Origin of the sequence: Aeromonas sp. SrichE-2G (genome assembly GCF_017939565.1) — a bacterium.
GTDB classification, from domain to species: Bacteria; Pseudomonadota; Gammaproteobacteria; order Enterobacterales; family Aeromonadaceae; genus Aeromonas; species Aeromonas taiwanensis.
In genome coordinates, this window is the sequence record NZ_JAGKRG010000004.1 from 545,805 (window position 1) to 571,850 (window position 26,046).

The 26,046-nt window shown below is 63.5% G+C and carries 22 protein-coding genes; 7 read left to right on the top strand and 15 right to left on the bottom strand.

Going from position 1 to position 26,046, the window contains the following annotated elements:
• The first annotated feature begins 59 nt into the window (after nt 1-59).
• The gene (cysM, locus tag J9885_RS04565) at nt 60-950 is read left to right on the top strand and encodes a cysteine synthase CysM (RefSeq protein ID WP_210548231.1); all 891 of its coding nucleotides are present in this window, start codon (nt 60-62) and stop codon (nt 948-950) included.
• A 24-nt stretch (nt 951-974) separates the two neighbouring features.
• Here cysM and J9885_RS04570 read toward each other — a convergent pair whose 3' ends face one another.
• Genes J9885_RS04570 through J9885_RS04585 form a run of 4 tightly spaced genes read right to left on the bottom strand, consistent with a single transcriptional unit; the run spans nt 975 to nt 4,723 of the window.
• The gene (locus J9885_RS04570; protein WP_210548232.1) at nt 975-2,180 is read right to left on the bottom strand and encodes an iron-containing alcohol dehydrogenase; all 1,206 of its coding nucleotides are present in this window, start codon (nt 2,178-2,180) and stop codon (nt 975-977) included.
• A gap of 17 nt (nt 2,181-2,197) precedes the next feature.
• Nucleotides 2,198-2,710: an SCP2 sterol-binding domain-containing protein gene (locus J9885_RS04575; protein ID WP_210548233.1), complete on the bottom strand. Its 513-nt coding sequence runs from the start codon at nt 2,708-2,710 to the stop codon at nt 2,198-2,200.
• Entirely contained in the window at nt 2,700-3,290 is a 591-nt protein-coding gene (locus tag J9885_RS04580) for a TetR/AcrR family transcriptional regulator (RefSeq protein ID WP_043761865.1), read from the bottom strand. Before J9885_RS04580 ends, J9885_RS04575 begins: the two co-directional genes overlap by 11 nt.
• Before the next feature lie 8 nt (nt 3,291-3,298).
• A complete protein-coding gene (locus J9885_RS04585; protein ID WP_210548234.1) occupies nt 3,299-4,723 on the bottom strand; it encodes a coniferyl aldehyde dehydrogenase in 1,425 nt (474 codons plus the stop codon).
• A 200-nt stretch (nt 4,724-4,923) separates the two neighbouring features.
• Between J9885_RS04585 and J9885_RS04590 the strand changes: the two genes are divergently transcribed.
• Nucleotides 4,924-5,217 carry a hypothetical protein gene (locus tag J9885_RS04590; protein ID WP_043761953.1) on the top strand — a complete coding sequence of 98 codons (294 nt, stop codon included), beginning with the start codon at nt 4,924-4,926 and terminating at the stop codon, nt 5,215-5,217.
• 51 nt (nt 5,218-5,268) lie between these two features.
• Here J9885_RS04590 and J9885_RS04595 read toward each other — a convergent pair whose 3' ends face one another.
• The 8 genes from J9885_RS04595 to J9885_RS04630 form a co-directional block, all read right to left on the bottom strand.
• Nucleotides 5,269-5,718: an NlpC/P60 family protein gene (locus J9885_RS04595; protein WP_210548235.1), complete on the bottom strand. Its 450-nt coding sequence runs from the start codon at nt 5,716-5,718 to the stop codon at nt 5,269-5,271.
• Between the two features lie 110 nt (nt 5,719-5,828).
• Nucleotides 5,829-6,743 (bottom strand): hydrogen peroxide-inducible genes activator, encoded by a 915-nt coding sequence (locus J9885_RS04600; RefSeq protein WP_134695529.1) that lies wholly within the window; start codon nt 6,741-6,743, stop codon nt 5,829-5,831.
• Nucleotides 6,744-7,045: 302 nt separating this feature from the next.
• Nucleotides 7,046-8,011, bottom strand: a complete 966-nt coding sequence (locus J9885_RS04605; RefSeq protein WP_134695528.1) for an alpha-L-glutamate ligase-like protein — start codon at nt 8,009-8,011, stop codon at nt 7,046-7,048.
• A gap of 3 nt (nt 8,012-8,014) precedes the next feature.
• Nucleotides 8,015-9,553, bottom strand: coding sequence for an inactive transglutaminase family protein (locus J9885_RS04610; RefSeq protein WP_134695527.1), 1,539 nt, complete (start codon nt 9,551-9,553; stop codon nt 8,015-8,017).
• A gap of 3 nt (nt 9,554-9,556) precedes the next feature.
• On the bottom strand, nt 9,557-10,315 hold the full coding sequence (locus J9885_RS04615; protein WP_210548900.1) for an ATP-dependent zinc protease: 759 nt from the start codon (nt 10,313-10,315) through the stop codon (nt 9,557-9,559).
• Between the two features lie 82 nt (nt 10,316-10,397).
• Nucleotides 10,398-11,375: a tRNA 5-methoxyuridine(34)/uridine 5-oxyacetic acid(34) synthase CmoB gene (cmoB, locus tag J9885_RS04620; RefSeq protein ID WP_210548236.1), complete on the bottom strand. Its 978-nt coding sequence runs from the start codon at nt 11,373-11,375 to the stop codon at nt 10,398-10,400.
• Nucleotides 11,372-12,115, bottom strand: a complete 744-nt coding sequence (gene cmoA / locus J9885_RS04625) for a carboxy-S-adenosyl-L-methionine synthase CmoA (RefSeq protein WP_210548237.1) — start codon at nt 12,113-12,115, stop codon at nt 11,372-11,374. Before cmoA ends, cmoB begins: the two co-directional genes overlap by 4 nt.
• A gap of 334 nt (nt 12,116-12,449) precedes the next feature.
• Nucleotides 12,450-13,298: a DUF72 domain-containing protein gene (locus J9885_RS04630; protein WP_210548238.1), complete on the bottom strand. Its 849-nt coding sequence runs from the start codon at nt 13,296-13,298 to the stop codon at nt 12,450-12,452.
• Nucleotides 13,299-13,727: 429 nt separating this feature from the next.
• Here J9885_RS04630 and aspS point away from each other — a divergent pair, with 429 nt between their 5' ends.
• The 3 genes from aspS (at nt 13,728) to J9885_RS04645 (ending at nt 18,275) form a co-directional block, all read left to right on the top strand.
• Complete coding sequence (aspS, locus tag J9885_RS04635) at nt 13,728-15,494, top strand: aspartate--tRNA ligase (RefSeq protein WP_043807949.1); 1,767 nt, start codon at nt 13,728-13,730, stop codon at nt 15,492-15,494.
• 104 nt (nt 15,495-15,598) lie between these two features.
• On the top strand, nt 15,599-16,339 hold the full coding sequence (locus tag J9885_RS04640; protein ID WP_042077319.1) for a YebC/PmpR family DNA-binding transcriptional regulator: 741 nt from the start codon (nt 15,599-15,601) through the stop codon (nt 16,337-16,339).
• Between the two features lie 310 nt (nt 16,340-16,649).
• Entirely contained in the window at nt 16,650-18,275 is a 1,626-nt protein-coding gene (locus J9885_RS04645; protein WP_210548239.1) for a phosphoethanolamine--lipid A transferase, read from the top strand.
• A gap of 71 nt (nt 18,276-18,346) precedes the next feature.
• On the opposite strand, the gene J9885_RS04650 is transcribed toward J9885_RS04645, so the two are convergent.
• Genes J9885_RS04650 through nagB form a run of 3 tightly spaced genes read right to left on the bottom strand, consistent with a single transcriptional unit; the run spans nt 18,347 to nt 21,521 of the window.
• Nucleotides 18,347-19,561, bottom strand: a complete 1,215-nt coding sequence (locus J9885_RS04650) for an ROK family protein (RefSeq protein ID WP_043761844.1) — start codon at nt 19,559-19,561, stop codon at nt 18,347-18,349.
• Between the two features lie 4 nt (nt 19,562-19,565).
• Nucleotides 19,566-20,711: an N-acetylglucosamine-6-phosphate deacetylase gene (nagA, locus tag J9885_RS04655; protein ID WP_210548240.1), complete on the bottom strand. Its 1,146-nt coding sequence runs from the start codon at nt 20,709-20,711 to the stop codon at nt 19,566-19,568.
• 9 nt (nt 20,712-20,720) lie between these two features.
• Nucleotides 20,721-21,521, bottom strand: a complete 801-nt coding sequence (nagB, locus tag J9885_RS04660) for a glucosamine-6-phosphate deaminase (RefSeq protein ID WP_042077325.1) — start codon at nt 21,519-21,521, stop codon at nt 20,721-20,723.
• A 271-nt stretch (nt 21,522-21,792) separates the two neighbouring features.
• Between nagB and nagE the strand changes: the two genes are divergently transcribed.
• Both nagE and J9885_RS04670 read left to right on the top strand, forming a co-directional pair.
• Nucleotides 21,793-23,247, top strand: coding sequence for an N-acetylglucosamine-specific PTS transporter subunit IIBC (nagE, locus tag J9885_RS04665; RefSeq protein ID WP_043761842.1), 1,455 nt, complete (start codon nt 21,793-21,795; stop codon nt 23,245-23,247).
• Nucleotides 23,248-23,368: 121 nt separating this feature from the next.
• A complete protein-coding gene (locus J9885_RS04670; protein ID WP_210548241.1) occupies nt 23,369-26,032 on the top strand; it encodes a beta-N-acetylhexosaminidase in 2,664 nt (887 codons plus the stop codon).
• The last annotated feature ends 14 nt before the right edge of the window (nt 26,033-26,046 follow it).

A 26,046-nucleotide genomic window follows, 5' to 3' on the forward strand; every position in this document is an offset into this window, starting at 1 on the left:
GGCCGGCCTGCGAATGGTCGCATGGCAAGGTATAGAACACAGACAGAGGATGGATCCCCATGGCCTTCGCCACCCTGGAAGAGCTGATAGGCAACACCCCCCTGCTGGCGTTGCGCCGCATCAATCCCCATCCCGGTGTGACCCTGCTGGTGAAGCTGGAGGGCAACAACCCCGCCGGCTCGGTCAAGGACAGGCCGGCCCTGAACCTCATCCGGTGCGCGGAGGCGAGCGGTTACTTAGCGCCAGGGGCACGGCTCATCGAGGCCACCTCCGGCAACACCGGCATCGCGCTGGCCATGGTGGCGGCGGCCAGAGGCTACCGGATGCGCCTCATCATGCCTGACACCATGAGCCAGGAGCGGCGCGACGCCATGCAGGCCTATGGCGCCGAGCTGGTGCTGGTGGAGGGCGGCATGGAGGCGGCGCGCGACCTCGCCCTGGCCATGCAGGGGCGCGGGGAGGGGCTGGTGCTCGATCAGTTCAACAACCCGGCCAACCCGGATGCCCACTACCTCTCCACCGGCCCCGAGATCTGGCACCAGAGCGGCGGGGCGGTCACTCACTTCGTGTCGGCCATGGGCACCACGGGCACCATCATGGGGGTCTCCCGCTATCTCAAGGAGCAGAACCCGGCGGTAGAGGTGATCGGCCTGCAACCGGCCGAGGGGAGCCAGATCCCGGGCATTCGCCGCTGGCCCGAGGCCTACCTGCCCGCCATCTTCGAGCCCGCCCGGGTCGATCGGGTGCTGGATGTGACGCTGGAGGAGTCCCTCGCCACGATGCGCCGGCTGGCCCGGGAGGAGGGGATCTGCTGCGGCGTCAGCTCGGGGGGCGCCGTGGCCGGCGCCCTGCGGGTCGCCGCCGGGATCGGCGAAGGGGTGGTGGTGGCCATCATCTGCGATCGGGGGGATCGCTACCTCTCCACCGGGGTCTTTACCCCCGCGTCCTGACCTCCGGGCGGGCCCGGCGGCCCGCTATTCCCACACCCGTTCCAGCAGCGCCAGCAGCTGCGCCCTGTCTGCATCCTTGCGGTTGTAGAGCAGGGCGCCGTCGTTGATGGCGAGATCCCGGATCTCGGGCAGCAGTCCCCTGTCGGTGAGGCCCGCCTCCCGCAGGGTGCGTGGCAGCCCGACCGCCTGCCACAGGGTGTCGCGCAGGGCATGGAGGGCATCCAGGGTGGCCTGGGCCCGCAGGGGGGCCGGGGTCGCCGCGAAGCGCTCGGCCCCCGCGAGCGGCAGCAGCAGGCGGGCGAGCTCGTCATCGATCTCCGGCCTGTTGTAGTCGAGCACCGCAGGCAGGAAGAGGTTCATGCACAGGCCGTGGGGCAGGTGGCAGCGGGCCCCCAGGCTGTGACCGAGGGCGTGCACCAGCCCCACCATGGAGTTGGAGAAGGCCATGCCCGCCAGGGTGGAACCCTCCGCGAGCTGCAGCCGCAGGTGTGGATCCTGAGGCTGCCCCAGCACCTTGGGCAGGGCGGTGGCGATCTTCTCCACCGCCATCAGGGCCAGGGCGTCGCTGACCGGGTTCCTGGCGTTGCCGATGAAGGCCTCGATGGCGTGGGTCATGGCATCCATGGCGGTGGCGGCGGTGATGTTGAGCGGCAGCCCCCGGGTGAGGCGCGGGTCCAGTACCGCCAGCCGGGGCAGCAGGAAGGGGGAGGTAAAGGGCACCTTGCGCCCGCTCGCCTCGTCCTTGATCACCGCCACCAGGGTCACCTCGGAGCCGGTGCCCGCCGTGGTGGGCACCACCGCCAGGGGATTGAGGGGGCGGGTCAGGCAGCCCGCCCCGGCATAGTCCAGCAACCTCCCGCCCCCTGTCTCACCGTCGCGCGGCGCCAGGGTGGCCAGGATATTGACCGCCTTGGCGGTGTCGATGACGGAGCCGCCCCCGAGCGCCACCAGGCTGTCGCAATCCAGCTCCCGGTAGTGGCGGGCGATCCGCTCCACCACGGCGGTGGAGGAGTCGGCCGGGATCTCGTCCCAGATGGCGGCGACTGCGACCCCCCCCTCGGCCATCACCCCGGCCAGCAGGGTGGCGAGCCCGGTGCCGGCGACCCCCTTGTCGGTGAGCAGCAGCGGGCGGCGCGCCCCCAGCGCCATCAGCTCGTCAGGAAGTTGTTCCAGCGCCTGCTCCCCCGCCATCAGCTTGACCGGGCAGAAGAAATCGTAATAGCGGCTCATGGTGTTCCTCTTGGTGTTCAACCGGTCAGCAGACCCAGGTAGATGTGGCAGGCCCGTGCCAGCTTGCGGCGCGGGCTCGGATAGTGGCGCAGCAACGGCCGCGCGATGATGGCGGGCAGGATCAGGCTCTGCAGCTGCTCCAGCGCGCGCACCAGGTGCATGGCCGCGCTGAGATCCCCCTCCACCTGCAGGCGGTTTTCACAAAACGCCTGGTTGATGCCGAGGCGAAAGCTCAAGGTGCGAAACGCGATGGCGGGGTGCTTGAAGTGCACCCGCAGCGGGTGGGGGGCGGCCTCATCCGGCTGCGGTGCCGCGCCCGTGCGCCAGCGCCCCCCCGCCTTGTGAATGGTCAGCCCGCCTGTCAGGCCGTTCACCGCCAGCTGGATGCTGAGTCCGTCTGGCAGGGGGGCGAGCTCGCGGCGCACCGCCTCGTCGACCCTGGCGGCGCGGCACAGGGTGCGGCCGATGACCCAGAGCAGGCTCCCGATCCAGAGGCGTCTGCCGGTGGCGAGCAGGGAGTCAGCGTGCATGGCGCCCTCCCGCGATGGCGGACCAGAAGAGTGAGAAGGCGCTCTCCCGCCAGTGGGGATCCTCGCCAAGCTCCGGCTGGTCGACGAACAGGGAGGCACAGGTGAGAAACTGGCTCTGGCACACCTCCAGCATCAGCAGGGGCGGCCCCTGCATCAGCTCGCCACTGGCCTGGCCTTGGGCCAGCAGGTGCGGCAGGAAGGGCAGGGTCTCCCCCAGGATCTGGCTGCGCAGGGAGCGGGCCAGCAGGGGGGAGTGGAAGAAGCCCAGCACGAACTTGAGCTCGTGGGGATGGGCCTGCATCCAGGCCATTGCCTGCTGCCAGTAGTGGCGCGTCTGCTCCTCGAGAGAGAGGGTCGGATCCGCCTCGCTGATGGCGGCGCCCAGGCGCCCCTTGATCTCCTGATAGAGCTGCTGGATCAGCACCTCCTTGCTGGGAAAGTGGTGAAACAGGGTGCCGTTGGCCACCCCGGCCGCCTTGGCGATGCGGGCGGTGGCGGCGCCCTGCAGGCCGTCTTCGGCGCACAGGGCGAGGGCGGCATCCAGGATCTGGCGGCGTTTGTCGGTCATGGTCTCTCGCATCTCGCCTCCTAGCGCAGGAACAGGGCCATCATCAGCCGCTGATACCAGCGTCGATAAGGCGGGTGGATAAGCCCCCCTGGGCTGAAACGCCCGCGGCGCAGCACGGTTTTCGCCTTGGAGAAGGTGAGAAAGCCTTCGCGGCCGTGGTAGTGACCCATGCCGGAGGGGCCGATGCCGCCGAAGGGCGCGTCGTCCGCCGCGGCCTGGAACAGGCTCTCGTTGATGGCCATGCCGCCGGCATGGGTCTCCCGGATGAGACGGCGCTGCAGGGTCTCATCCAGGCTCATCAGATAGAGTGCCAGCGGGCGGGGCCGCGCCGCCACATAGGCGATCGCCTCGTCCAGCGAGTCATAAGGCACGATAGGCAGCAGGGGGCCGAAGATCTCCTGCTGCATCACCTGGCAATGGTCGGGCACCTCGGTCAGCAGATGGGGTGCCAGGCGGTGGGCGCCGTCATCCCGGGCAGGCGAAGTGCAGGGGTGTACCTGGGCCCCCGCCTGCCTGGCTTCATCCAGCCAGGCCGTGAGCCGGGCATACTGCTGCGCATTGACGACGGAGCCGTAGTCCGGGCTCGCCAGCCCCTTGGGATAGAGGCGCGTGAAGTGGCTGCGGTAGGCCTCGACAAAGGCCTGCTCTTGGCCGCGCGGCAGCAGCACATAGTCGGGGGCCACGCAGATCTGGCCGGCGTTGAGGCTCTTGCCGAAGATCATCCGCTCCACCGCCAGCGCCATGGGCATGTCGGGGGCGATGAGGCAGGGGCTCTTGCCACCGAGTTCCAGGGTGAGGGGGGTGAGGTGGGGCGCGGCGGCAGCCATCACCCGCCGGCCCACGGCGGTGGAACCGGTGAACACCAGGTGATCGAAGGGGAGGGCACTGAAGGCGGCCGCGAGCTCGGCATCCCCCTCGATGACCATCACCTCGTCATCAGCAAAGACCTCCCCCAGCAGGGTACGCAGCACGGCATTGGTGCGGGGCGTGAACTCGGAGAGCTTGATCATGGCGCGGTTGCCGGCGCCGATGGCACCGATGAGGGGGCCGAGGCTCAGCATCACCGGGAAGTTCCAGGGGACCATGATGCCGACCACGCCGAGGGGCTGGTAGTGCACTTCGACCCTGGCGGGGGCCAGCAGCAGACCTGGGTGGCGGCGCTCCGGTCTCATCCAGCCCTTGAGCCGCTTCAGGCTGTAGTTGATCTGCATGACGCAGGGAAGGATGTCGGCAATCAGGCTGTCATAGCCGCTGCGCTGGCCGTAGTCCAGGGCCAGGGCGTCGCACAGGGTCTGCTTGTGGGCCAGCAGGGCGCCCTTGAGTTGGGTGAGCCTGGTGCGGCGCTCCGCCAGGCTCGGCATGGGGTGTGACATGCAAGCCTGCCTGAGGCGGATCAGCTGATCGGGCAGGGAGAACTTGTCCGATGGGGTGAGGGTGGTATTCATGATGATCTCCGCACAGAAAACAACCGACTGATTAGTCGGTCCAAATCTAGCGGCTCGTCAGCCCCGTGTAAACAGGGTGGCGGAACAGGGGGGAGGCTTTGCCTGGAACTGTGCTCGGGCTCTCACTTCTGGGGCATTCAGATTGGTTGCATATCCAATAAGGGGTAATTTTGAGCTTCAACTCAGAGGGAGAACTGGACATGACCAGGGAATTGCACAGCCTGCTGGCCAGGCTGGACGACGTCATCGCACGGATGCCGGACAGCTTCACCACCTATGAATTTGCCCAGAAACTGGCGTTGCAGCATCAGCGGGAGTATTTCGCCGCGGGGCACTCCCTGGCTGATCAGGAGAAGAACCTGCTTCGCCTGCTCCACGAGAAGATAGCCCTGGCGCTGGCGAGCCATGACGGGGTGATCGAGGGAGCCCTGCTGCCCTGCACGACCCCCTGGGGGGAGCGCGCCACCTCCCCCCGCTGGCACCGCAAGCACTGAGGTATGGATGACAAAAAAGGCCCCTGGGGGCCTTTTGTTTTTCAGGGCTTTCTACTGAATCAGCCTGCGGGCCTGCCAGTAGCGGCTGTTCCAGTAGACGTTGTCGAGGCGCGAGCGGATCACTCCCTTGCTGGTGGAGGCGTGGATGAATTCCCCGGCTCCGGTGTAGACCCCGACGTGGTACTGCTGCCAGCCGGTCTTGAAAAAGACCAGATCCCCGTGCTGCAACCGGTATCTGTCCACCGGGCGGCCGAGGCTGGCCTGGGATTCCGTGGTGCGGGGGAGGCTGAACCCCAGCACCTGGCTGTAGGCGAGCTGGGTGAAGGCGGAGCAGTCGAGGCCGGCACGGCTGGTGCCACCCATGCGATAGGGGACGCCGCGCCACTGTTGATAGAAGCTGTCGAAGGCGCTGCTCTGGCGCACGGGGGGTGGCGGCTCCGGTGTGCTGGAGCAGGCGGTGACAAGCAGGGCCAGCAGGGGCAGCAGCAAGGTGCGGAACATCTCAACTCCTTGATAGGGCTCGGGATTCATCATAGACGATGATCCTGCCTGGTACCTGAATGAGAGCATAACGGCTTGCCGCACGCACAACTGCACACGGCAAGCGGGTCTTAGTCGTCCCCCTTGGGGTTGATGAGCGGCGCGAGCAGCTCGGCAATCTTGTAGAAGGTCTGCACCCGGGTGGTGCTGGGGCGCCACACCAGGCCAATCTCCCGATAGGGCTTCTCCCCGGGCAGGGGAATGGCCACCAGATCCGAGTTGTCGAGGATGCCGGCATCTATGGCCATCTGGGGCAGGAAGGTGGTGCCAAGGCCGGCGCCCACCATCTGCACCAGGGTGTGCAGGCTGGTGGCGGCGAAGGGGTTGATCTTGCTCTTGTCCCTCAGCCGGCAAGCGCTCACCGCGTGTTCGGTCAGGCAGTGCTCCCGCTCCAGCAGGAAGATGCTCTGGTTGGGCAGCTCCTTGTAGTCGAACGGCATGTGCAGCCCTGCCGCCATGTGGGAGGGCATCACCATGTGGAAGGGATCCTGGCCGACCGTCTTGCTGTGGAAGCCGCCGATCTCCACCGGCAGGGCCAGGATCAGCAGGTCGAGCTGCCCCTGCTCCAGCTGCTTGAGCAAATTGGTGGTGGTGTCTTCCCGCAGCAGCAACTCCAGCTCGGGATAGGCCTTGCCGCACACCTGCAGCAGTTTGCTCAGCAGGAAGGGGGCTATGGTCGGGATGCAGCCGAGGCGGACGGTGCCGTGCATGACCCCCCCTTGCTGCTGACCCATCTCCATCAGATCCCGGGCATCGGAGAGCAGGTTGCGCGCCCGCGCGACGATTTCCATGCCGACCGGCGTCATGATGAAACTCTTGTGATCCCGCTCCACCAGCTGCAGGTTCATCATGTCCTCCAGGGTCTGGATCCCGGTACTCAGGGTGGACTGGCTGACATGGCAGGCCTTGGCGGCGCGGTTGAAATTCTTGTGCTCGTCCAGAGCGACCAGATACTGGAGCTGTTTCAGGCTGGGCCAACGTTGCATAGGAGAAACCCGATCGGTGCTATCTATTTGATTTGATTAATCTACCATCGAGAGACCCCGTTGTCGCCGACAAATCGGTGCCCCCTGGCAGGCGCACTGCCTCATGCACATGGGGTGGCCTGCGCCGATGGGCTGGCGACCCCTCATTCGTCTGGAGCTTATCCCCTTGTAGCGCGCCGTTGAAGGGGCGCCGCCGGGGGATGTGACGGGGATCGGCCTTCCTGGCGGGGCCAGGCTCCCGGTGCGGGCCGGCCATAAAAAAACGCGCCGGTTGGCGCGTTTCTGGTGACGGGCGGGGCCACTCACTCCTCGAAGATGCCGAAGTGATCCTTGGCGAAGTTGACCCGCTGCTCCACGCTCATCTTGACCTGGCCCAGCTTCTCGATGGTCTTGAGGTTGGGCACCAGGCCGCGACCGTTGGCGATCTGGATGGCGAGGCCCGGGCGGGCGTTGAGCTCCAGCAGCATGGGGCCGCGGAACTTGTCCAGCACCATGTCGGTGCCGATGTAGCCCAGGCCCGACATCTCGTAGCAGGAGGCCGCCAGGGTCAGCAGTGTGTCCCAGTGGGGTACCTTGAGATCGTAGAGATCCAGGCCGGTGTCCGGGTGATGGCGCAAGGGGGCGCCAAACTGCACCGCCCGCAGGGCGCGGCCGGTACGCAGGCACAGACCCACCCCCACGGCGCCCTGGTGCAGGTTCGCCTTGCCGTCCGAGGCGGAGGTGGAGAGGCGCATCATGGCCATCACCGGGAACCCCTTGAAGATGATGACCCGGGCATCGGGCACCCCTTCGAAGGAGTAACCGTCAAACACGTCGTCGAAGTTGATGAGCCCTTCCACCAGCGCCACGTCCGGCTTGCCGCCGAGGGAGTAGAGCCCCGCCAGGATGTTGGAGACATGGCGCTCCAGATCCTGGCCGTTGCAGGCGCTGCCGTTGGGCTTGTAGAAGAGGCCGTCTTCCTGGCGCAGGATCACCAGGATCCCCTTGCCGCCGGAGCCGCGGGCCGGCTTGATGCAGAAGCCCGGCCACTCCTTGACCAGCTCGGTGATGCGGGTCACGTCGTGCTGTTCGCGGATGGTGCCGATGAGCTCCGGCACCGTCACCCCTGCATCCAGCGCGATGCGCTTGGTCTTGAGCTTGTCATCCACCAGCGGGTAGAGACGGCGCGGGTTGTAGCGGCTGATGTAGGAGTGGTTGCGCTTGTTCATGCCGAGGATGCCTGACTGGGACAGGCTCCACGGGCTGGTGTATTTCTGCCAGAACCACATCTGTTACTTGTCCTTACCCGGGGTGGCACCAGACTTCATCTCGTCCACCAGCGGCTTGAAGCGCTTGAGCTCGCTCAGCTTGTAGCCGGTGTAGTTACCCATCAACAGCACGGTCGCCATCAGCACCAGCTGCAGGCCGAGGAAGTTGAAGGTGAGGTGACGGATCAGCTCGTTGTCCATGGCGAGGTAGGCGATGACCGCCACCAGCAGGGAGCCGCCACCCTGGCGGAACACCTCTTTGGGACCCTCTTCTTCCCACAGGATGGACATCCGCTCGATGGTCCAGGAGAGGATGATCATCGGGAAGAAGGTGATCTTCATGCCGTCGGTCAGCCCCAGCTTGAAGGCAAAGGCGGAGAAGATGCCGATCATCGAGATCACCATGATGATGATCGCCGATATTCGCGCGACCAGCAGCAGGTTAAGCCGCGACAGGTAAGAGCGGATGATGAGGCCGGTGCCCACGATGAGCAGGAAGCCGATGAGACCGGTAACCAGGGAAGTCTGGATGAAGGCGACCGCGATCAGCACCGGCATGAAGGTACCGGAAGTCTTGATCCCCACCAGCACCCGCAGGAAGACCACCATCAGCACGCCGATGGGGATCAGCAGCAGCCCCTTGAACAGGGCTTGCTCTTCCAGGGGCAGGCTGTGGATGGAGAAGTTCATCATCTCGGACTTCTCGAACTTCTGGGCCAGGGCCACGTTCACCGGTTGTTCCTGCTCGATCATGGAGAAGGTGACGCGGGAGTTGTGACCGCCGGTGACGTCCAGCAGGGCGCCGGAGTTGTACTCCCACAGCAGCAGGTTGGCCGGCTGGCCCTGTTCACCGCTTTGCGGGTTGAACAGCTTGTAGTCGGTCGGGCTGTTGAACACCTGCAGGTAGTCCACCAGCTCCTGGCGACGACGGCCGTCCTCCAGGCTCAGGGCGTGCACCACCCGCGCCGGGACGTCGGCGTTGTTCAGCAGCTCGGCGATCAGGTTGGCGCGGCTCTTGTGGGACTTCAGCAGCTCGGCGTTCTGCTCCTGCTTCTCGATTTCCTTGATGATCTCGCGCGTCAGGGTGTAGCCGTCGGCGGAACGCTCCTGGGCGCGCTCGAGGATCTGCTTCATGGCGGTGGCGTAAGGCTCGCTCTCGATCTGCTTCTCGATGGCGGGCGGCTGCGGGTTGGCCGCCGGCTTGGCGTGGGCATCCGCCATCATGTCGACGCGGTAGTAGAGCTCCTGACGGCCGGAGGCGGCGCGGATCGACCACTCGGCACGGGCGTCCCCGTCCTTTTCCACGAACGACAGGCCATAACCCGGGCTCGCGGCATTCTCGTTCATCAGGGTAAAGCCGGGCTGGGTGCCCGGAATGGCCAGGGAGGCGATGACGGGTTCGCCGGTCGCCTCGAACTCGAGCTTGGCCTCGATGGACCAGATCTGGCGTTTCTCACCGGGCGTGAGGGGCACGTCCAGGGCGATATGGTGATAAAACGTCATTCCCAGGCCGACGATGTAGAGCAGGGCGACCAGCAGATAGAACGGCTTACGGGAAACCATGGATTATTTCACATCCTTGAGCTTGGGTTTTGGTTGGATATATTCGCGGGCCACGTCGACCACGGCGATGTCTTTGAGGAACTCACGGCCCAGCAGCACGGGGAAGGTCATGTCGCTGCGGTCTTTCAGGGTAAATTCTGCCTTTTCGGTCATGTCGCCGATGCGCACGGTGAGGCGCACCACGGGACGGCGGTCGAGATCGTCGGCAGAGGCCTGACGCACGCGCACGTGGCGTACCAGGGGCGCCTCGATCTGGATCTTGTCGTCCATCTCCTGGTGGCTCAGGAAGAAACGCACCCAGTTCTTGCCGTTGCGCTCGAAGATGGTGATCTCCTGGGCGCTGATGGAGGAGGTGGTGGCACCGGTATCGACCCGGGCCTGGAAGGCGTCGTTGGCGGCATCAACCCAGATCCACTCCGCTTCGCCCACCAGCAGCTTGCCGTCGACGGTGTGGCCCTGGTTCGGAGCCGGGCACTTCTCGGTCGGAATGGGCATGGCCTTGGGCGGTTCTGGCGGCATATGAGCCAGCTTGCTGTCGACTTTGTTCACGGACTCTTTCATGTTGGTGACATCGGTGTTGAGCTGAACCAGCAGGTGCTGTTGCTGCACGTACTGCTTCTGTTGCTGTTCCATGGATGTTTGCAGGCGTTGCTCGCTCAGGGCAATCTCGTTGCGCAGCTCGGCCAGCGTCAGGGTCGGGACCGGGGGGGCTTTTTCCATACTGACACACCCGCCGAGACTGAGCAGGGAGAGCAGGGTCATTCCTTTTAATTTGCTTTTCATGTCATTCATTTAACTGTGCTTCCTGGAATTGGGTCAGTGTAACTTCCACAGCCGCCATCGGCTAGTCTTTGGCCTTTCTGGCGATCAGTACGGCACGCTTGGGTGCCGGGTGTCCTTCGACCGTGAGTGCGGGATTGTTTGGGTCCAGATAGTCACTCAGGGATTCGTTGATCATCCAGTCGGTACGACGCTGTTCGTCCGTGCTGGTCATATTCTCGTCGACGATGCGCACCTCGGTGAACCCGCAGCGTTCGACCCACAGCTTGAGCGCCTGGCTTGAGGGAATAAACCAGACGTTGCGCATCTTGCCATAGCGATCGGTGGGGACCAGCACCTCGTTCGGGCCGCCGTCGACCACCAGCGTCTCCAGCACCAGTTCGCCATCGTCTTTGAGCTGGTTGCGCAGCTGCTCGATGTGCTCGATGGGGGACTTGCGGTGATAGAGCACTCCCATGGAGAAGACGGTGTCAAACGCGCGCAGCTCCGGCAACTCCTGAATGCCGAGGGGCAGCAGGTGTGCACGCTGGTCGCCACCCATGAAGTGGCGGATGGCCTCGAACTGGCAGAGAAACAGAGGGCTGGGATCGATGCCGACCGCCAGCCTGGCCCCTTCTCCCACCATGCGCCAGAGGTGATAGCCGCTGCCGCAGCCCACGTCCAGTACATAGCGCCCCTCGAGGGGGCTGATATGGGGCAGCACCCGATCCCACTTCCAGTCGGAACGCCACTCGGTGTCGATGTGGATGCCGTGGACGTGGAAGGGGCCCTTGCGCCAGGGCATGAGCTGGCGCAGCAGGCTCTCGGTCTTCTTGCGCTCCCCCTCGCCAAGGCTCTCTGGGCCGCCTATCTCGACCCGGCTCTTCAGCTCGACCTGGCTGGGGGCGACGCTCGGCAGCTTGTTGAGTGCCCGGCTCCAGCGCGGCAGATCCCCGTGCTGGTTGTCGTGCTGCCAGGCGTGCAGCTGGGCCGGCAGGGTGTGCAGCCAGTGGCTCAACCGGTTTTTGGCGATCAGTTGATAGAAGTTGGCAAAGTCGATCATGGCTTGGCAGGCTCACTGGCTTTGATGGCGATCATGGAGCCGAAGTTGAAGCACTGGAACCAGAGATCCTGATGGGCGAAGCCGGCGTCCCGCAGACGGGCCTGATGTACCGGCAGGCTGTCGGTGCGCATCACGTTCTCAAGGGCGGTGCGTTTCTGACTGATCTCCAGCTCGCTGTAACCGTTGGCCCGTTTGAAGTCGAGGTGCAGGTCGATGAGCAGCTCGTTGACCTGCTCGTCCTCGAAGCGGAACTTCTCGCTCAGGATCAGAATCCCGCCCGGGCGCAGGCCGTCAAAGATGCGCTGGATGAGGGCGGCCCGCTTATCGGGGGCGACGAACTGCAGGGTGAAGTTGAGCACCACCACGGAGGCGTTCTCGATGGTGATGTCGCAGATGTCCGCCTCGACGAGCTCCACCGGCACCTCGGACTTGAAGCCGGAGAGGTGGGCGCGGGCCCGCTCGATCATGGGGTGGGAGAGATCCACCGCGGTGATGCGGCAGCCAGGCTGATTGACGTGGCGACGCATCGCCTGGGTCGCGGCGCCAAGGGAACAGCCGAGATCATAGAGACGGCTCTCGGGTTGGGCGTAGCGGGCTGCCATCATGCCGATGGCGGAGATGATGTTGCTGTAACCGGGTACCGACCGCTGGATCATGTCGGGGAAGACGTCGACGACCTGCTCGTCAAAGCAGAAGTCTCCCAAACGCGCGATGGGGGCGGCAAAAATCTGATCGTGCATGCTGGCGCAACCTGGCAGCCGGGGTGGTGCACGGCTGCTTTGTTCAATTGAATCTTGGGTAGACGGGCATCGAAATGGCGTCGTCACCGGTTGACGAACGGGGTGGCTTGCTCCGGGATCCTTCGGGCTTGCCCTGCTCGCAACGGGCCATGGTCCGGGCCCTCTGTCGGTGCCGGGCGCTCGTGAGCAACGGATTGCCATGCCCGCAGGCCCGGGACCTTTCTTGGGGCGCTAGTGTAGAGGAAAGGCGGGCGTTTGTCTTGACGCCAAGCCCCGTGGGGCCACAAAAAAACGGCTTTTTTTAGCATGAAGGCAGGGGTGGGGAAGCGGGTGCTCAAAAGGGCAGCACGCCCTGGCGCGCGCGATCGTTTTCCCCCGGCCAGGGGGCCATCTCCTGCCCCAGCAGACGGGTCACCTGGCGGGCCAGTTCGGGGGCCTGGACGTTGTCGGCGGTGTGGATGAAGAGGTAGAGATCCTTCCCCTCGGCCAGCCACTGCTGCCAGCGGGGGAGCCAGCCCGGCAGGAAGGGGTGGTTGGCGGCGGGATCCGGCAGGCCGATCAGGCGCACCACGGGGGCGCTGGCGGTGGCCAGCAGGTGCACCGGCAGCCTCGGCTTCTTGCCCTGGGCATCCACCATAGCGGCCGAGGTGGCGGGCACCGAGAAGAGCGGCCGGCTGTCGAGCATGATGCGGTTCACCCCCTTCTCCATCAGCATCCGGTTGAGGGCGCGCTCGGCCTCCCCCTTGGCGAAGAAGTCCGGGTGGCGCACCTCGAGAGCGTAGCGAAACTCCCCCGGCAGGCGCTCGAAGAAGGCCTGCAGGCGTGGCAGCCCGTCGGGGCCGAAGCGGGCGGGCAGTTGCAGCTTGAGCAGCCCCAGCTTGTCGTGCAGGGGGGCCAGCAGGCGGATAAAGTCGCTGACCTGTTTGTCCGCGCTCACCAGATCGCTCTGGTGGCTGATGGTTTGCGGAAACTTGAAGCTGAAGCGAAAGTGGTCGGGGACCGCATTGGCCCAGCGCTGCACCGTCTCCGGGGTCGGCGAGGCGTAGAAGGTGGTGTTGCCCTCCACGGTGTTGAACACCCGGGCGTAGTGGGCGAGGTGTTCGGCGGGTTTGGCATTCATGCCCAGAAGTTGACCGGGCCAGGCCGGATGTGACCACTGGGGCAGGCCCAAATAGAGGCTCATGACGGTTCCTGTCTGCGTGGTGAGGGTTTTTCTCCTCCTTTTTGCGCGAGAACAACAAAAAACAGGGCAAAGGAGGCTGCGGGCCATTTTACCCAAATGGAGGTTTTCCTCTATAATGCCAACCCTTTTGTTTGCCAAATTGTTGTGACGCGCGCGGCCGTCCACCCTGGGTGGCGATGATCGCGGCCCGGCAGTTGCCAGACAACGACGCTTGCCAACGCCTTCGCACCCATTCGTCATCCCGCCGGGATCGCGGGGACGCGCCGGCATTGGCGGCAAGAGTCCGGCTCGGGGAGCCGGACGACCCGAGACAGATTTCAAACCGGGCAAGAAGCAGGATCTGGCCAGCTGTGAGACAGACGGTGCTTGCCAGTCGTGCCCGGCGACCCAGGATGAACCGTCTCTCTACCATTTCGAAGGAAGAAGTCCATGCGCTCTATCTATTGCGGACAGGTCAATGAGGCCCATGCCGGGCAGACCATTACATTGTGCGGTTGGGTCCATCGTCGTCGTGATCTCGGCGGCCTCATCTTTATCGACATGCGCGATCGTGAAGGCATCGTGCAGGTGTTCTTCGATCCGGACAAGCCGGACGCCTTTGCCCTGGCCTCCGAGCTGCGCGGCGAGTTCTGCATCCAGGTGACCGGCGTGGTGCGCACCCGTCCGGAGTCACAGCGCAACAGCGACATGGCCACCGGCGCTATCGAGGTGTTCGCCCACGAGCTCACCATCATCAACCGTGCCGAGCCGCTGCCGCTGGACTTCAACCAGGTCAACAGCGAAGAGGTGAGCCTCAAGTACCGCTACCTGGATCTGCGTCGTCCCGAGATGGCCAAGTACCTGAAGACCCGCGCCAAGGCCAGTGCCTTCGTGCGTCGCTTCATGGACGAGCACGGTTTCCTCGACATCGAGACCCCGATGCTGACCAAGGCGACCCCGGAAGGGGCCCGTGACTACCTGGTGCCGAGCCGTGTGCACAAGGGCAAGTTCTACGCCCTGCCGCAGTCCCCCCAGCTGTTCAAGCAGCTGCTGATGATGTCCGGCTTCGACCGCTACTACCAGATCGTCAAGTGCTTCCGCGACGAAGACCTGCGTGCCGACCGCCAGCCGGAATTCACCCAGATCGACGTGGAAACCTCCTTCATGACCGCGCCCCAGGTGCGTGAAATCATGGAAGAGATGATCCGCAAGCTGTGGCTGCACATCCTGAACGTGGATCTGGGCGACTTCCCCATCATGACCTTCGACGAAGCCATGCGTCGTTTCGGCTCCGACAAGCCGGACCTGCGTTTGCCGATGGAGCTGGTGGATGTGGCTGATCTGCTGACCTCCGTCGAGTTCGCCGTGTTCGCGGGCCCCGCCAACGATCCGAAAGGCCGCGTGGCGGCTCTGAAAGTGCCGGGCGGCGCCGAGCTCTCTCGCAAGCAGATCGACGAGTACACCAAGTTTGTCGGCATCTACGGTGCCAAGGGCCTGGCCTGGATGAAGGTCAACGAAGCGGCCAACGGCATCGAAGGCGTGCAGTCTCCGGTGGCCAAGTTCCTCTCCGACGCCATCGTGCGCGAGATCCTGGCCCGCACCGGTGCGATGGATGGCGACATCATCTTCTTCGGCGCCGACTCCAAGAAGGTGGTGTGCGACGCCATGGGCGCCCTGCGTCTGAAGGTGGGCCGCGATCTGGGCCTGGTGGAGAACGTCTGGAAGCCCCTGTGGGTCATCGACTTCCCCATGTTCGAGGAAGATGGCGAAGGCGGTCTGGCTGCCATGCACCACCCCTTCACCGCGCCGAGCAACCTGGGCCCGGACGAGCTCAAGGCCAACCCGCTGGGTGCCTACGCCAATGCCTACGACATGGTGATCAACGGCTACGAAGTGGGTGGCGGCTCTGTGCGTATCCACAACAGCGAGATGCAGTCCACCGTGTTCGACATCCTGGGGATCACCCCGGACGAGCAGCGCCTGAAGTTCGGCTTCCTGCTGGATGCCCTGAAATACGGCACCCCGCCCCACGCCGGCCTGGCGTTCGGTCTGGATCGCCTCAGCATGCTGTTGACCGGTACCGACAACATCCGGGATGTCATCGCCTTCCCGAAAACCACTGCGGCCGCCTGTCTGATGACAGATGCCCCGAGTTTTGCCAACCCGGCCCAACTGGGCGAGCTGGCGATTGCGACCACCGTCAAGGGCGACGAATAAGCCTTCACAGGCACCGAAGGCCGCAGCAATGCGGCCTTTCCCGTTTCCCCCCGCGCAGTCGCAACCTGTGTTACTGAAATTTCAAACTATAACGGAGAGTCCCTATGGCAGGTCACAGTAAATGGGCCAACATCAAACACCGCAAGGCGGCGCAAGACGCCAAGCGCGGCAAGATCTTCACCAAGCTGATCCGCGAAATCACCACCTCCGCGCGTCTGGGTGATGCCGACCCGGCCAACAACCCGCGCCTGCGTGCCGCGGTGGCCGCCGCCCTGACCAGCAACATGACCCGTGACACCATCAACCGTGCCATCCAGCGTGGCGCCGGCGGTGGTGACGGCGAACAGCTCGAGACCATCGTGTACGAAGGTTACGGCCCGGCCGGTTCCGCCGTCATGGTGGAGTGCCTGACCGACAACCGCAACCGCACCGTGGCCGAAGTGCGTCACGCCTTCAGCAAGTGCGGCGGCAACCTGGGGACCGATGGCTCCGTGGCCTACCTGTTCACCAAGAAGGGTGTACTGACCTTCGTGGGTGCCGATGAAGATGCCCTGATGGACGCCGCCCTGGAAGCGGGTGCCGACGACGTGGTGACCGAAGAAGACGGCACCATCGAGGTGTACACCACCCCGAACGACTTCGGCACCGTGCTGGACGGTCTGGAAGCCGCCGGCTTCAAGCCCGAGAGCGCCGAAGTGACCATGATCGCCTCCACCGAGGCGGAGCTGGATGCCGAGACCGCCCCCAAGCTGATGCGCCTCATCGACATGCTGGAAGATCTGGACGACGTGCAGGAGGTGTACCACAACGGCTCCATCTCCGACGAAGTGGCGGCGACTCTGTAATCCCGCCCTGGAGGGGGGCCGCAATGGCGGCATCCCCCTTCGGCGAGGCGGCAACATCCCTGAGCGTCCACCTCGCAACCCGCACCAACAACGGCAGCCACAGGCTGCCGTTTTTTTTATTCGCCAGACTCTGCCTGCTCCCGCTTTTCTGCGCGCCACCTCCCTTAATGTCCGCTTAAGTTTGCCCCTCTAGGATCAGCTTGCATCCTGGCCGCTCCGGTCATCGCTCCGCTCGGGAAGAGGGAGGGGATGCGCACAACGGAGCCTCCTTGCAAGGCTTCAGAAATCACTGGTTTGTCGGAGTCTCTCTATGCGTCTCACTCTGGGAGTGATGAAGGTCAATCTGTTGCTGGTGCTGCTCTTTGCACTGCTCTTCAACTGGCCCATTTTTCTGCACTTCTACCGTATCCTCACCGCCCTCGAACATGTGAAGGCGGGGTTTGTGCTCTCTATCCCCTTCGTGTTGATCGCCGCCCTCAACGCGGTCTTTCTGCCGTTCACCTTTCGATACCTGCTCAAGCCCTTCTTCACCCTGTTGATCCTGACCGGCTCGCTGGCCAGCTACGCCATGCTCAAATACGGGGTCATCTTCGACGTGGGCATGGTGCAGAACATCATCGAGACCAACAGCGGGGAAGCGGGCTCCTACCTCAACGGGTCTGTCATGCTCTGGTTCCTGCTGACTGGCGTACTGCCCGTGCTCTGCCTGCTCTGGATCCGCATTGAATACCCGAGCCCCTGGTACAAGGGGCTGGGTCTGCGCCTCGGCGGCATCGCCTTCTCCCTGCTGTTCCTGCTCGGGGTTGCCGCCCTCTACTACCAGGATTACGCCTCGGTCGGGCGCAACAACCACAACATCGTCAAAGAGATAGTGCCTTCCAACTATGTGCGCGGCGTCTATCGCTACTTCCGGGACATCGTCTTCGCCACTCCCATCCCCTATGAGCAGATTGGCACCGACGCCAGGATAGTGGCCAAGAGCGACAAGCCGACCCTGATGTTCCTGGTGGTGGGGGAGACGGCCCGCAGCCAGAACTACTCCCTCAACGGCTACCAGAAGGAAACCAACGGCTTTACCGCGAAGGAGCCGGGCCTCGTCTCCTTCAGGAACGTGCGCTCCTGCGGCACCGCCACCGCGGTCTCGGTGCCCTGCATGTTCTCCAACCTGACCCGTCGCGGCTATGACGAGACCCTGGCCAAGTCCAGGGACGGCCTGCTGGACGTGCTGCAACACGCCGGTGTCTCCGTGCTCTGGAAGGAGAACGACGGCGGCTGCAAGGGGGTGTGCAAGCACGTGCCCACCATCGAGATCGAGCCCAAGGCGTTCCCGCAATATTGCGAGGGGGAAGCCTGCCATGACGAGGTCCTGTTGCAGGGACTGGATGAGCAGATCGCCGGAATGCGGGGCGGGCAGGGCGGCAAGCTGGTGGCTTTCCACCTGATGGGCAGCCACGGTCCGACCTATTATCGCCGCTACCCGGCAGCCGATCGCGCCTTCCTGCCGGATTGCCCGCGCAGCGACATCGAGAACTGCAGCAATGAGGAGCTGGTCAACACCTATGACAACACCATACGCTACACCGACAAGGTGCTGGCCCAGCTGATCGACAAGCTCAAGACCCTGGAGGATCAATACGATGTGGGCCTGGTCTATCTGTCGGATCACGGTGAATCCCTCGGGGCCATGGGGCTCTACCTGCACGGCACACCCTACAAGTTCGCGCCGGACGATCAGACCCGGGTGCCGCTCCTGACCTGGTTCTCCCCCCAGCTGCAGGCGGATCGCCAGCTGAATCTGGACTGCCTGCAACAGGAGGCGACCACCAAGCGCTTCTCCCATGACAACCTGTTCCATTCAATTCTGGGGATCATGGATGTGCAGACCCGGGTGTATGACGGCAAGCTGGATGTGTTCAAGCCCTGCCGGGCGGGGTAGTGCGGCAAAAACCCGCACAATAAAAAACGGCAGCCAAGAGGCTGCCGTTTTTGTTTCTCAAGGCTTTGGCCCTACTTCTGCTCCATGATGATCTGCAGCAGATCCCCTTCCAGCAGGGAGCGCTTGACCAGGGCGAAGCCGCCGATGGTGGGCTGGTTCTGGAAGCGGGCCTTCACGATGGGCAGGCCACGGTGGAAGCTTGGCAGGGACTGGTGCTCGACGCAGCGGCGGATGGCCGGGATCAGGATCTCCTCGGCGGCGGTGATTTCACCGGCGATCAGCACCTTCTGGGGGTTGAACAGGTTGACCGTGATGGCGATGGCGCGGCCCAGGTGTTCCCCCACGTTCTCGATCACGCTGCGGGCCAGTTCGTCGCCGGCCAGGGCCGCCTTGCACACCTCCTGGATGGTGATGTGCTTCTCCTGCAGCGAGCTCAGGTGGCCGCGGCTGATGAGCTCCTTCACCTTGTCGACGATGGCCTCGTTGGAGGCGATGGTCTCGAGGCAGCCGAAGTTGCCGCAGTGGCAACGCTTGCCGAGGGGCTCGACCTGGATGTGCCCGATCTCGCCGACGTTGCGGTTCTGGCCGAGGAACACCTTGCCCTTGGTGATGATCCCAGATCCCGTCCCCTGGTGGACGCTCACCAGGATGGAGTCCATGCAGTCGCGGGACTCGCCGAAGAAGTGTTCGGCCAGTGCCAGCGAGCGGGTGTCGTTGCCCACGTAGCAGGGGAGGTTGAAGTGGTGCTCCAGGAGCTTGGCGAGCCCCAGGTTTCGGATCTGGTAGGTGGGGGTGTAGATGACCATGCCGGATTCCGGGTTGACCAGGCCCGGCATGGTGAGCGCAATGCTGATGAGGTTGCGGCTGCGATCCTGATTGGCGTCGATGAAGGCGCCAATCTCCCGCAGCAGCATGTCGACCACGGGTTGCTGTTCGATCTCGGTCACCTGGGTGACATGCTGATCGAGCTCCTTGCCGTCGAGATCGTACAGGGAGAGCTGCAGATAGCCGCGGCCAAGCTTGGCGGAGACAAACTGAAAGCGATGCTTGATGGTGGTCAGGGAGATGGCTCGGCGCCCGCCGGTGGAGGCTTGCGGCGATGTTTCCCTGATCAGCCCATGCTCGATCAGTTGCCGGGTTATCTTGGTCACGCTGGCCGGGGCCAGCTGACTCAACTCGGCAATTTTGACCCGCGAGATGGGGCCCTGCAGGTCGATGAGCCGATAGACGACTGCACTGTTCACCTGCTTGATGAGATCTACGTTTGCTATTTGTCCGCCAGTCATAGTGTCACTGTGTTGTGTAGTGTCCGTTAACCACGGTCCCGCAGACCGTGAAGGCCTGATCAAAGACGGTGAGGTTGGCAATTTTTCCGACCTGGATACTACCGAGACGTGAGTCCCATCCAATGGCGCGCGCGGGGTAAAGAGTGGCCATTCTCAGTGCTTCGTCGAGCGGCAAACCGACCTGTTTGACCAGATTCTCCACCCCTTCGATCATGGTGAGGGCGGAGCCGCCGAGTGTACCATTCTCGTCGACGCACTGACCATCGCGGAAATAGACGGTTGCGCCGCAAAAATCAAATTTCTCAAAGCCTTCCGGTGCCCCGGCCGCCGCGGTGGCGTCGGTGACCAGCACCAGTTTCTCCCCCAGCATCCGGTGCGCCAGGCGCACGTTGGCCCAGTGCACGTGGTGGCCGTCGACGATGATGCCCGCATAGACATCCTTGCGATCGTAGATGGCGCCGACCACGCCGGGCTCGCGCCCGTTCAGGGTCGGGGTCATGGCGTTGTAGAGGTGGGTCGCAAAGCGCATGCCGTTGTCAAAGCCCGCCATGGCCTGGTCGTAGTTGGCGGCGGTGTGGCCGGCACTCACCAGAATACCGGCCTCCACCAGGCGGCGGATGTGCTCGGGCTTGTTGCGCTCCGGTGCCAGGGTGATCTTGGCGATGGCATCCGCATTGGCGCAGAAGAAGTCGATCATCTCGTCGGCGGGCTGACGGATCTGCTCGGCCGGGTGGATCCCCTTGCGCTTGAGGTTGGTGTAGGGGCCTTCCAGATGCACGCCCAGGACTTCGTTGGGGTGCGCCGCCATGTAGTCGCGGGTGACCGACACCGCCTGCTTCATGTCCGCATCCGGGCTGGTGATCAGGGTCGGCAGGAAGCTGGTGGTGCCGGATTTCAGGTTGGCCGCCTGCATGGTGGCCAGGGTCTGGGTGGTGATGTGGCCGTTGAACATGACGCCGCCGCAGCCGTTGAGCTGGACGTCGATGAAGCCGGCGCTGAGGTTGGCGCCCTTAAGGTCAATCCGCTCGAGGCTCGCAGGCAGCTCCGCCTCGCGGGAGATGGCGACAATCTTGTCGCCATCGATGACCACACCATAACCGGTCAGCACGCAGCTGCCGGTGTAGAGAGTGCAATGGGTCAGTGCGTACATGGGGGCTCCTCAGAGGTGCTTGATGTTGTCGGCTTCCAGCTGCTGGAAGTAACGCACCGTCTTGACCTTCAGCTCCATGGTGGAGGGCTCGTCGCACACGACGATGCCTTTCGGGTGCAGCTGCAGGGTGGAGATGGTCCACATGTGGTTGACGCTGCCTTCCACCGTGGCCTGCAGGGCCTGGGCCTTGGCATGACCGATCACCAGGATCAGGATCTCTTCGGCGTCCATCAGGGTACCCACGCCCACGGTCAGCGCCAGCTTGGGCACCTGCTCCATGTCGCCACCGAAGAAGCGGGAGTTCGCGATGCGGGTGTCCTCGGTCAGGGTCTTGACCCGGGTGCGGGAAGCCAGGGAAGAGGCCGGCTCGTTGAAGGCGATGTGGCCGTCGTTGCCGACCCCGCCCATGAACAGGTTGATCTTGCCGTAGGACTTGATCTTGTCCTCGTAGCGCTGGCACTCGGCCACCAGATCCGGCGCGTTGCCGTTGAGGATGTTGATGTTTTCCGGGCGGATGTCCACGTGGTTGAAGAAGTTGTTGTACATGAAGCTGTGGTAGCTCTCCGGGTGCTCCTTCGGCAGTCCCACGTACTCGTCCATGTTGAAGGTGACCACGTTCTGGAAGCTCACCTCGCCGGCTTTATGCAGTTCAATCAGGCGCTTGTAGGTATTGAGCGGCGTGCCGCCGGTGGGCAGGCCCAGTACGAAGGGGCGCTCGGCTGTCGGCTTGAACGCATTGATGCGGTCAACGATGTAACGGGCGGACCAGAGACCCACCTGGCTGGCAGACTTCAACGGGATCAGGCGCATTATCTATACCTCTACACGGGTTGCAGCTGTCTATTGACGGCAAGGCTAAAAGACACATCTAAGTTGTTTTATAGCGTAAATAAAGATTGCGAACTAAGCCACATCAATCCACTACCTTTATGTCTGATGAGTGATAATGATCACGAATGCGGGTTTATTAATTTGCGCAGCGAAATAAAAGCCCTAGACTGCCAGTCAAGCCTTGATGGCTTATGCGTCGAACGTGATAAGCACTTAATTTCTAGAAAATCATCAACTAAGGAGAGGAACCGTGAACATTCTCGGTTATTTGCAAAAGATCGGCCGCGCCCTGATGGTGCCGGTAGCGGTATTGCCTGCCGCCGCGATCCTGATGGGGATTGGCTACTGGATTGACCCGAACGGCTGGGGTGGCGGAAGCCCTCTGGCTGCGTTTCTGATCAAGGCGGGCGCCGCCATCATCGACAGCATGCCCATTCTGTTCGCCGTGGGCGTGGCGTATGGCATGTCCAAGGATAAAGACGGCTCCGCCGCGCTGGCCGGTCTGGTCGGCTTCCTGGTTGTCACCACCCTGCTGAGCCCGGGCGCCGTTGCCCAGATCAAGGGCATCCCGGCCGACCAGGTACCGGCAGCCTTTGCCAAGATCAGCAACCAGTTCGTCGGCATCCTGTGCGGTGTCATCGCCGCCGAGCTGTACAACCGCTTCAGCAGCGTGGAGCTGCACAAGGCACTGGCCTTCTTCTCCGGCCGTCGTCTGGTGCCGATCGTGACCTCCGTGGTGATGATCGTGGTCTCCTTCATCCTGATGGCCGTCTGGCCGGTCATCTACGGTGGCCTGGTGAGCTTCGGTGAATCCATCGTCAGCATGGGCTCCACCGGTGCCGGCATCTACGCCTTCTTCAACCGTCTGCTGATCCCGGTCGGTCTGCACCACGCCCTGAACTCCGTGTTCTGGTTCGACGTGGCCGGCATCAACGACATCCCGAACTTCCTGGGTGGCCAAACCTCCATCGACGCCGGTAAAGCGGTCGTGGGCGTGACCGGCATGTACCAGGCCGGCTTCTTCCCCATCATGATGTTCGGTCTGCCGGGTGCCGCGCTGGCCATCTACCACGCCGCGAAGAAAGAGAACAAAGAGAAGGTTGCGTCCATCATGATCGCCGCCGCCTTTGCCGCCTTCTTCACCGGGGTGACCGAGCCGCTTGAGTTCTCCTTCATGTTCGTGGCGCCGGTGCTGTACGTCATCCACGCCCTGCTGACCGGTCTGTCCGTGTTCATCGCCTCCAGCATGCACTGGATCGCCGGCTTCGGCTTCAGCGCAGGTCTGGTGGATATGGTGCTCTCCAGCCGCAACCCGCTGGCCACCCAGTGGTACATGCTGCTGGTACAGGGCCTGGTGTTCTTCGGCCTCTACTACGTGGTCTTCCGCGCCGTGATCGCCAAGTTCAACCTGAAAACCCCGGGTCGTGAAGACGACGAAGCGGTGCCGGTACAGGCTCAGACCACCGACCGTACCGAGCTGGCCAAGCAATACCTGGAAGTGCTGGGCGGCCAGGAAAACCTGGTGACCATCGACGCCTGCATCACCCGTCTGCGTCTGACCCTGAAAGATCGCAGCATCGTTGACGAGCGCAAGCTCAAAGCCCTGGGCGCGGCCGGTGTGGTCAAGCTCGGTGAGCAGAACCTGCAGGTGATTCTGGGCCCCTTGGCCGAGATCATCGCCGGTGAGATGAAAGCCCTGCGTTAATCGAGCGTGAGCTCACCTCAAGTCTAAGTCCATTGTTGACATAACTAAGGGCCCCGCCTCGGGGCCCCATATAAAAAAAGCCAAGAAAATCCAACCTTTACTTCAAACGAGAGCAGCAGTTATGAACTTCAAACATTCTCTGTTAGCCATTGCCATGTCTACCGTTTGTGCCGCCCAGGTACAGGCAGCCGATGCCGCCAAGCAAGCCGTGGTCGATTCCCTCGCCAGCAACCTCGTCGTCAAGTACGAAGTCGTCACCAATGACGGTGCCGGCGCCGGTCTCGACTGCCAGGCGCTGGGCTCCGAGTGGGCGAGCTGCGGTGTGGCCAAGCTGCACCTGACCAATACCGGTGCCGACGTCACCTCCAAGGACTGGAGCATCTATGTTTCCTCCATCCGCCGCATCCAGCGGGTGGACAACGACCAGTTCACCATCACGCACCTGACCGGCGACCTCTATCGTTTGACGCCGACCGAGAAGTTCCAGGGCTTTGCCAAGGACGCCACGGTCGAGGTGCCCCTGGTGGTGGAATACTGGGTACTCTTTGAATCTGACATCATGCCGAACTGGTATGTCGCCAGCGAAGGGGCCGAGCCGAAAGTGCTGGCCAGCATGAGCAACATCGACGACGCCACCACCTACGAGAAGCCGATGCCGGCCGACGGCTGGAAGCGCACCAAGGATGACAACAACATCCTGATGAACAGCGAGACCCGCTTCGCCGCGAACCAGACCAGCACCCTGCTGCCGGCTGGCAAGATTGACGACCAGATCCTGCCGAGCCCGATGAAGCAGGTGGTGAAAGCCGGCCCCCAGGTCGACTTCTCCACCATCAAGCTCAATGCCCTGGATCTGCCGAGCGATCGCGCCGAGGCCCTGAAGGCGCAACTGACCAAGCTGGGTGTTACCCTCTCCGACACCGGCTACCCGGTCACCATCAAGCTCGGCAGCAAGCTCAAGCAGGCCGAAGGCTACGACATGACCATAGGTCAGAAGGGGACCGTCATTCAGGGTCACGACGTTGACGGCGCCTTCTGGGGGGCCCAGTCCCTGATCTCCCTCCTGGGGGTTGACGACAAGCTGGTGAGCCAGATGAGTGTCGAGGATGCCCCGCGCTTCGAATACCGCGGCATGCAGACCGACGTGGCCCGTCACTTCAGAAGCCCGGAAACCATGAAGAAGCTGGTGGACCAGATGTCCGCCATGAAGCTCAACGTGCTGCACCTGGGATTGACCAACGATGAAGGCTGGCGCATCGAGATCCCGGGCCTGCCGGAGCTGACCGACGTCGGCAGCAAACGCTGCCATGATCTGTCCGAGACCCAGTGCCTGCTGCCGCAGCTCGGCTCAGGCCCCACCAGCGACAACATGGGCACCGGCTTCTACAGCAAGGCGGACTACATCGACCTGGTGCGCTATGCCAAGGCCCGCGGCGTGACCGTGATCCCCGAGATCAACATGCCGGCCCACGCCCGTGCCGCCGTGGTCTCCATGGAAGCGCGTTACAAGCGCCTGATGGCTGAAGGTAAAGAGACCGAAGCCAACCAGTTCCGCCTGACCGACCCGGCCGATACCTCCAACGTCACCTCGGTGCAGTTCTACGACAAGATGTCCTTCATCAACCCCTGCCAGCCGGGCGCCGCCACCTTCGTGGCCAAGGTGATGGACGAGGTGGCCCAGATGCACCAGGCCGCCGGCCAGCCACTGACCGCCTGGCACTACGGTGGTGACGAGGCGAAGAACATCATGCAGGGCGGTGGCTATCAGGATCCGGCCGTCACCAAGAAAGCCGATCTGGTGGCCTGGAAGGGCAACGTCGACTCCAGCAAGCAGGACAAGCCGTTTGGCAAGTCCCCCATGTGCCAGAAGATGATCGATGAGGGCAAGATCAAGGACGTGGCCGAGCTGCCTGTCCACTTCGCCAAGGAAGTGAGCGAGATGGTCAAGGGCCACGGCTTCTCCACCCTGCAGGCGTGGGAAGACGGCCTGAAGTACGCCACGGATGCCAGCGTGTTCGCCACCGACAAGACCCGGGTCAACTTCTGGGAAACCCTCTACTGGGGTGGTTTCAACGAGGCGATGAAGTGGGCGCACAAGGGCTATGACGTGGTGCTCTCCAACCCGGATTACCTCTACTTCGACTTCCCGAACGAGGTACACCCGGCCGAGCGCGGCTACTACTGGGCCACCCGCTTCAACGACACCCGCAAGGTGTTCGCCTTCGCCCCGGAAAACCTGCCGCAGAACGCCGAGACCTCGGTGGACCGCGACGGCAACGCCTTCGTGGCCAAGGGTGACCAGGATCCGGTCAAGTTCAAGGGGATCTCCGGTCAGCAGTGGAGCGAAACCGTGCGCACTGACGCCCAGTACGAGTACATGGTCTACCCGCGCATCTTCTCCGTGGCCGAGCGCGCCTGGCACAAGGGGGGCTTCGAGCTCGACTACGTGAAGGGACGCGAGTTCTCCGGTGAGACCAAGCACGTCAACAAGGCCACCCTCAACAAGGAGTGGAACCAGTTTGCCAACGTGCTGGGCCAGCGCGTGCTGCCGAAACTCGACCAGGCCGGTGTCGAGTACCGCCTCTCCGTACCGGGTGCCAAGGTGGTGAACGGCGTGCTTGAAGCGAACGTGGATCTGCCGGGCCTGCCCATCCAGTACAGCCTGGATGGCAAGAGCTGGAGCGCCTACGACGCCGCGGCCAAGCCGAGCGTCAACGGCAAGGTCTACCTGCGCACTGTCAGCTTCGATGGCAAGCGCACCAGCCGCGTCACCGAGCTGAACTGATGATCTCGGGTCAT

Excerpts from the sequence above, each read along its gene's own strand:
- J9885_RS04640 (WP_042077319.1), top strand. The coding sequence starts at position 15,599 with ATGGCAGGTCACAGTAAATGGGCCAACATCAAACACCGCAAGGCGGCG.
- J9885_RS04615 (WP_210548900.1), bottom strand. The coding sequence starts at position 10,315 with ATGACCCTGCTCTCCCTGCTCAGTCTCGGCGGGTGTGTCAGTATGGAA.
- J9885_RS04605 (WP_134695528.1), bottom strand. The coding sequence starts at position 8,011 with ATGTGGTTCTGGCAGAAATACACCAGCCCGTGGAGCCTGTCCCAGTCA.
- J9885_RS04650 (WP_043761844.1), bottom strand. The coding sequence starts at position 19,561 with ATGACTGGCGGACAAATAGCAAACGTAGATCTCATCAAGCAGGTGAAC.
- J9885_RS04570 (WP_210548232.1), bottom strand. The coding sequence starts at position 2,180 with ATGAGCCGCTATTACGATTTCTTCTGCCCGGTCAAGCTGATGGCGGGG.
- J9885_RS04630 (WP_210548238.1), bottom strand. The coding sequence starts at position 13,298 with ATGAGCCTCTATTTGGGCCTGCCCCAGTGGTCACATCCGGCCTGGCCC.
- J9885_RS04585 (WP_210548234.1), bottom strand. The coding sequence starts at position 4,723 with ATGAATACCACCCTCACCCCATCGGACAAGTTCTCCCTGCCCGATCAG.
- nagA (WP_210548240.1), bottom strand. The coding sequence starts at position 20,711 with ATGTACGCACTGACCCATTGCACTCTCTACACCGGCAGCTGCGTGCTG.
- J9885_RS04575 (WP_210548233.1), bottom strand. The coding sequence starts at position 2,710 with ATGCACGCTGACTCCCTGCTCGCCACCGGCAGACGCCTCTGGATCGGG.
- J9885_RS04670 (WP_210548241.1), top strand. The coding sequence starts at position 23,369 with ATGAACTTCAAACATTCTCTGTTAGCCATTGCCATGTCTACCGTTTGT.
- cysM (WP_210548231.1), top strand. The coding sequence starts at position 60 with ATGGCCTTCGCCACCCTGGAAGAGCTGATAGGCAACACCCCCCTGCTG.
- J9885_RS04595 (WP_210548235.1), bottom strand. The coding sequence starts at position 5,718 with ATGTTCCGCACCTTGCTGCTGCCCCTGCTGGCCCTGCTTGTCACCGCC.
- J9885_RS04580 (WP_043761865.1), bottom strand. The coding sequence starts at position 3,290 with ATGCGAGAGACCATGACCGACAAACGCCGCCAGATCCTGGATGCCGCC.
- J9885_RS04610 (WP_134695527.1), bottom strand. The coding sequence starts at position 9,553 with ATGGTTTCCCGTAAGCCGTTCTATCTGCTGGTCGCCCTGCTCTACATC.
- J9885_RS04590 (WP_043761953.1), top strand. The coding sequence starts at position 4,924 with ATGACCAGGGAATTGCACAGCCTGCTGGCCAGGCTGGACGACGTCATC.
- J9885_RS04645 (WP_210548239.1), top strand. The coding sequence starts at position 16,650 with ATGCGTCTCACTCTGGGAGTGATGAAGGTCAATCTGTTGCTGGTGCTG.
- cmoB (WP_210548236.1), bottom strand. The coding sequence starts at position 11,375 with ATGATCGACTTTGCCAACTTCTATCAACTGATCGCCAAAAACCGGTTG.
- J9885_RS04600 (WP_134695529.1), bottom strand. The coding sequence starts at position 6,743 with ATGCAACGTTGGCCCAGCCTGAAACAGCTCCAGTATCTGGTCGCTCTG.
- aspS (WP_043807949.1), top strand. The coding sequence starts at position 13,728 with ATGCGCTCTATCTATTGCGGACAGGTCAATGAGGCCCATGCCGGGCAG.
- nagB (WP_042077325.1), bottom strand. The coding sequence starts at position 21,521 with ATGCGCCTGATCCCGTTGAAGTCTGCCAGCCAGGTGGGTCTCTGGTCC.
- cmoA (WP_210548237.1), bottom strand. The coding sequence starts at position 12,115 with ATGCACGATCAGATTTTTGCCGCCCCCATCGCGCGTTTGGGAGACTTC.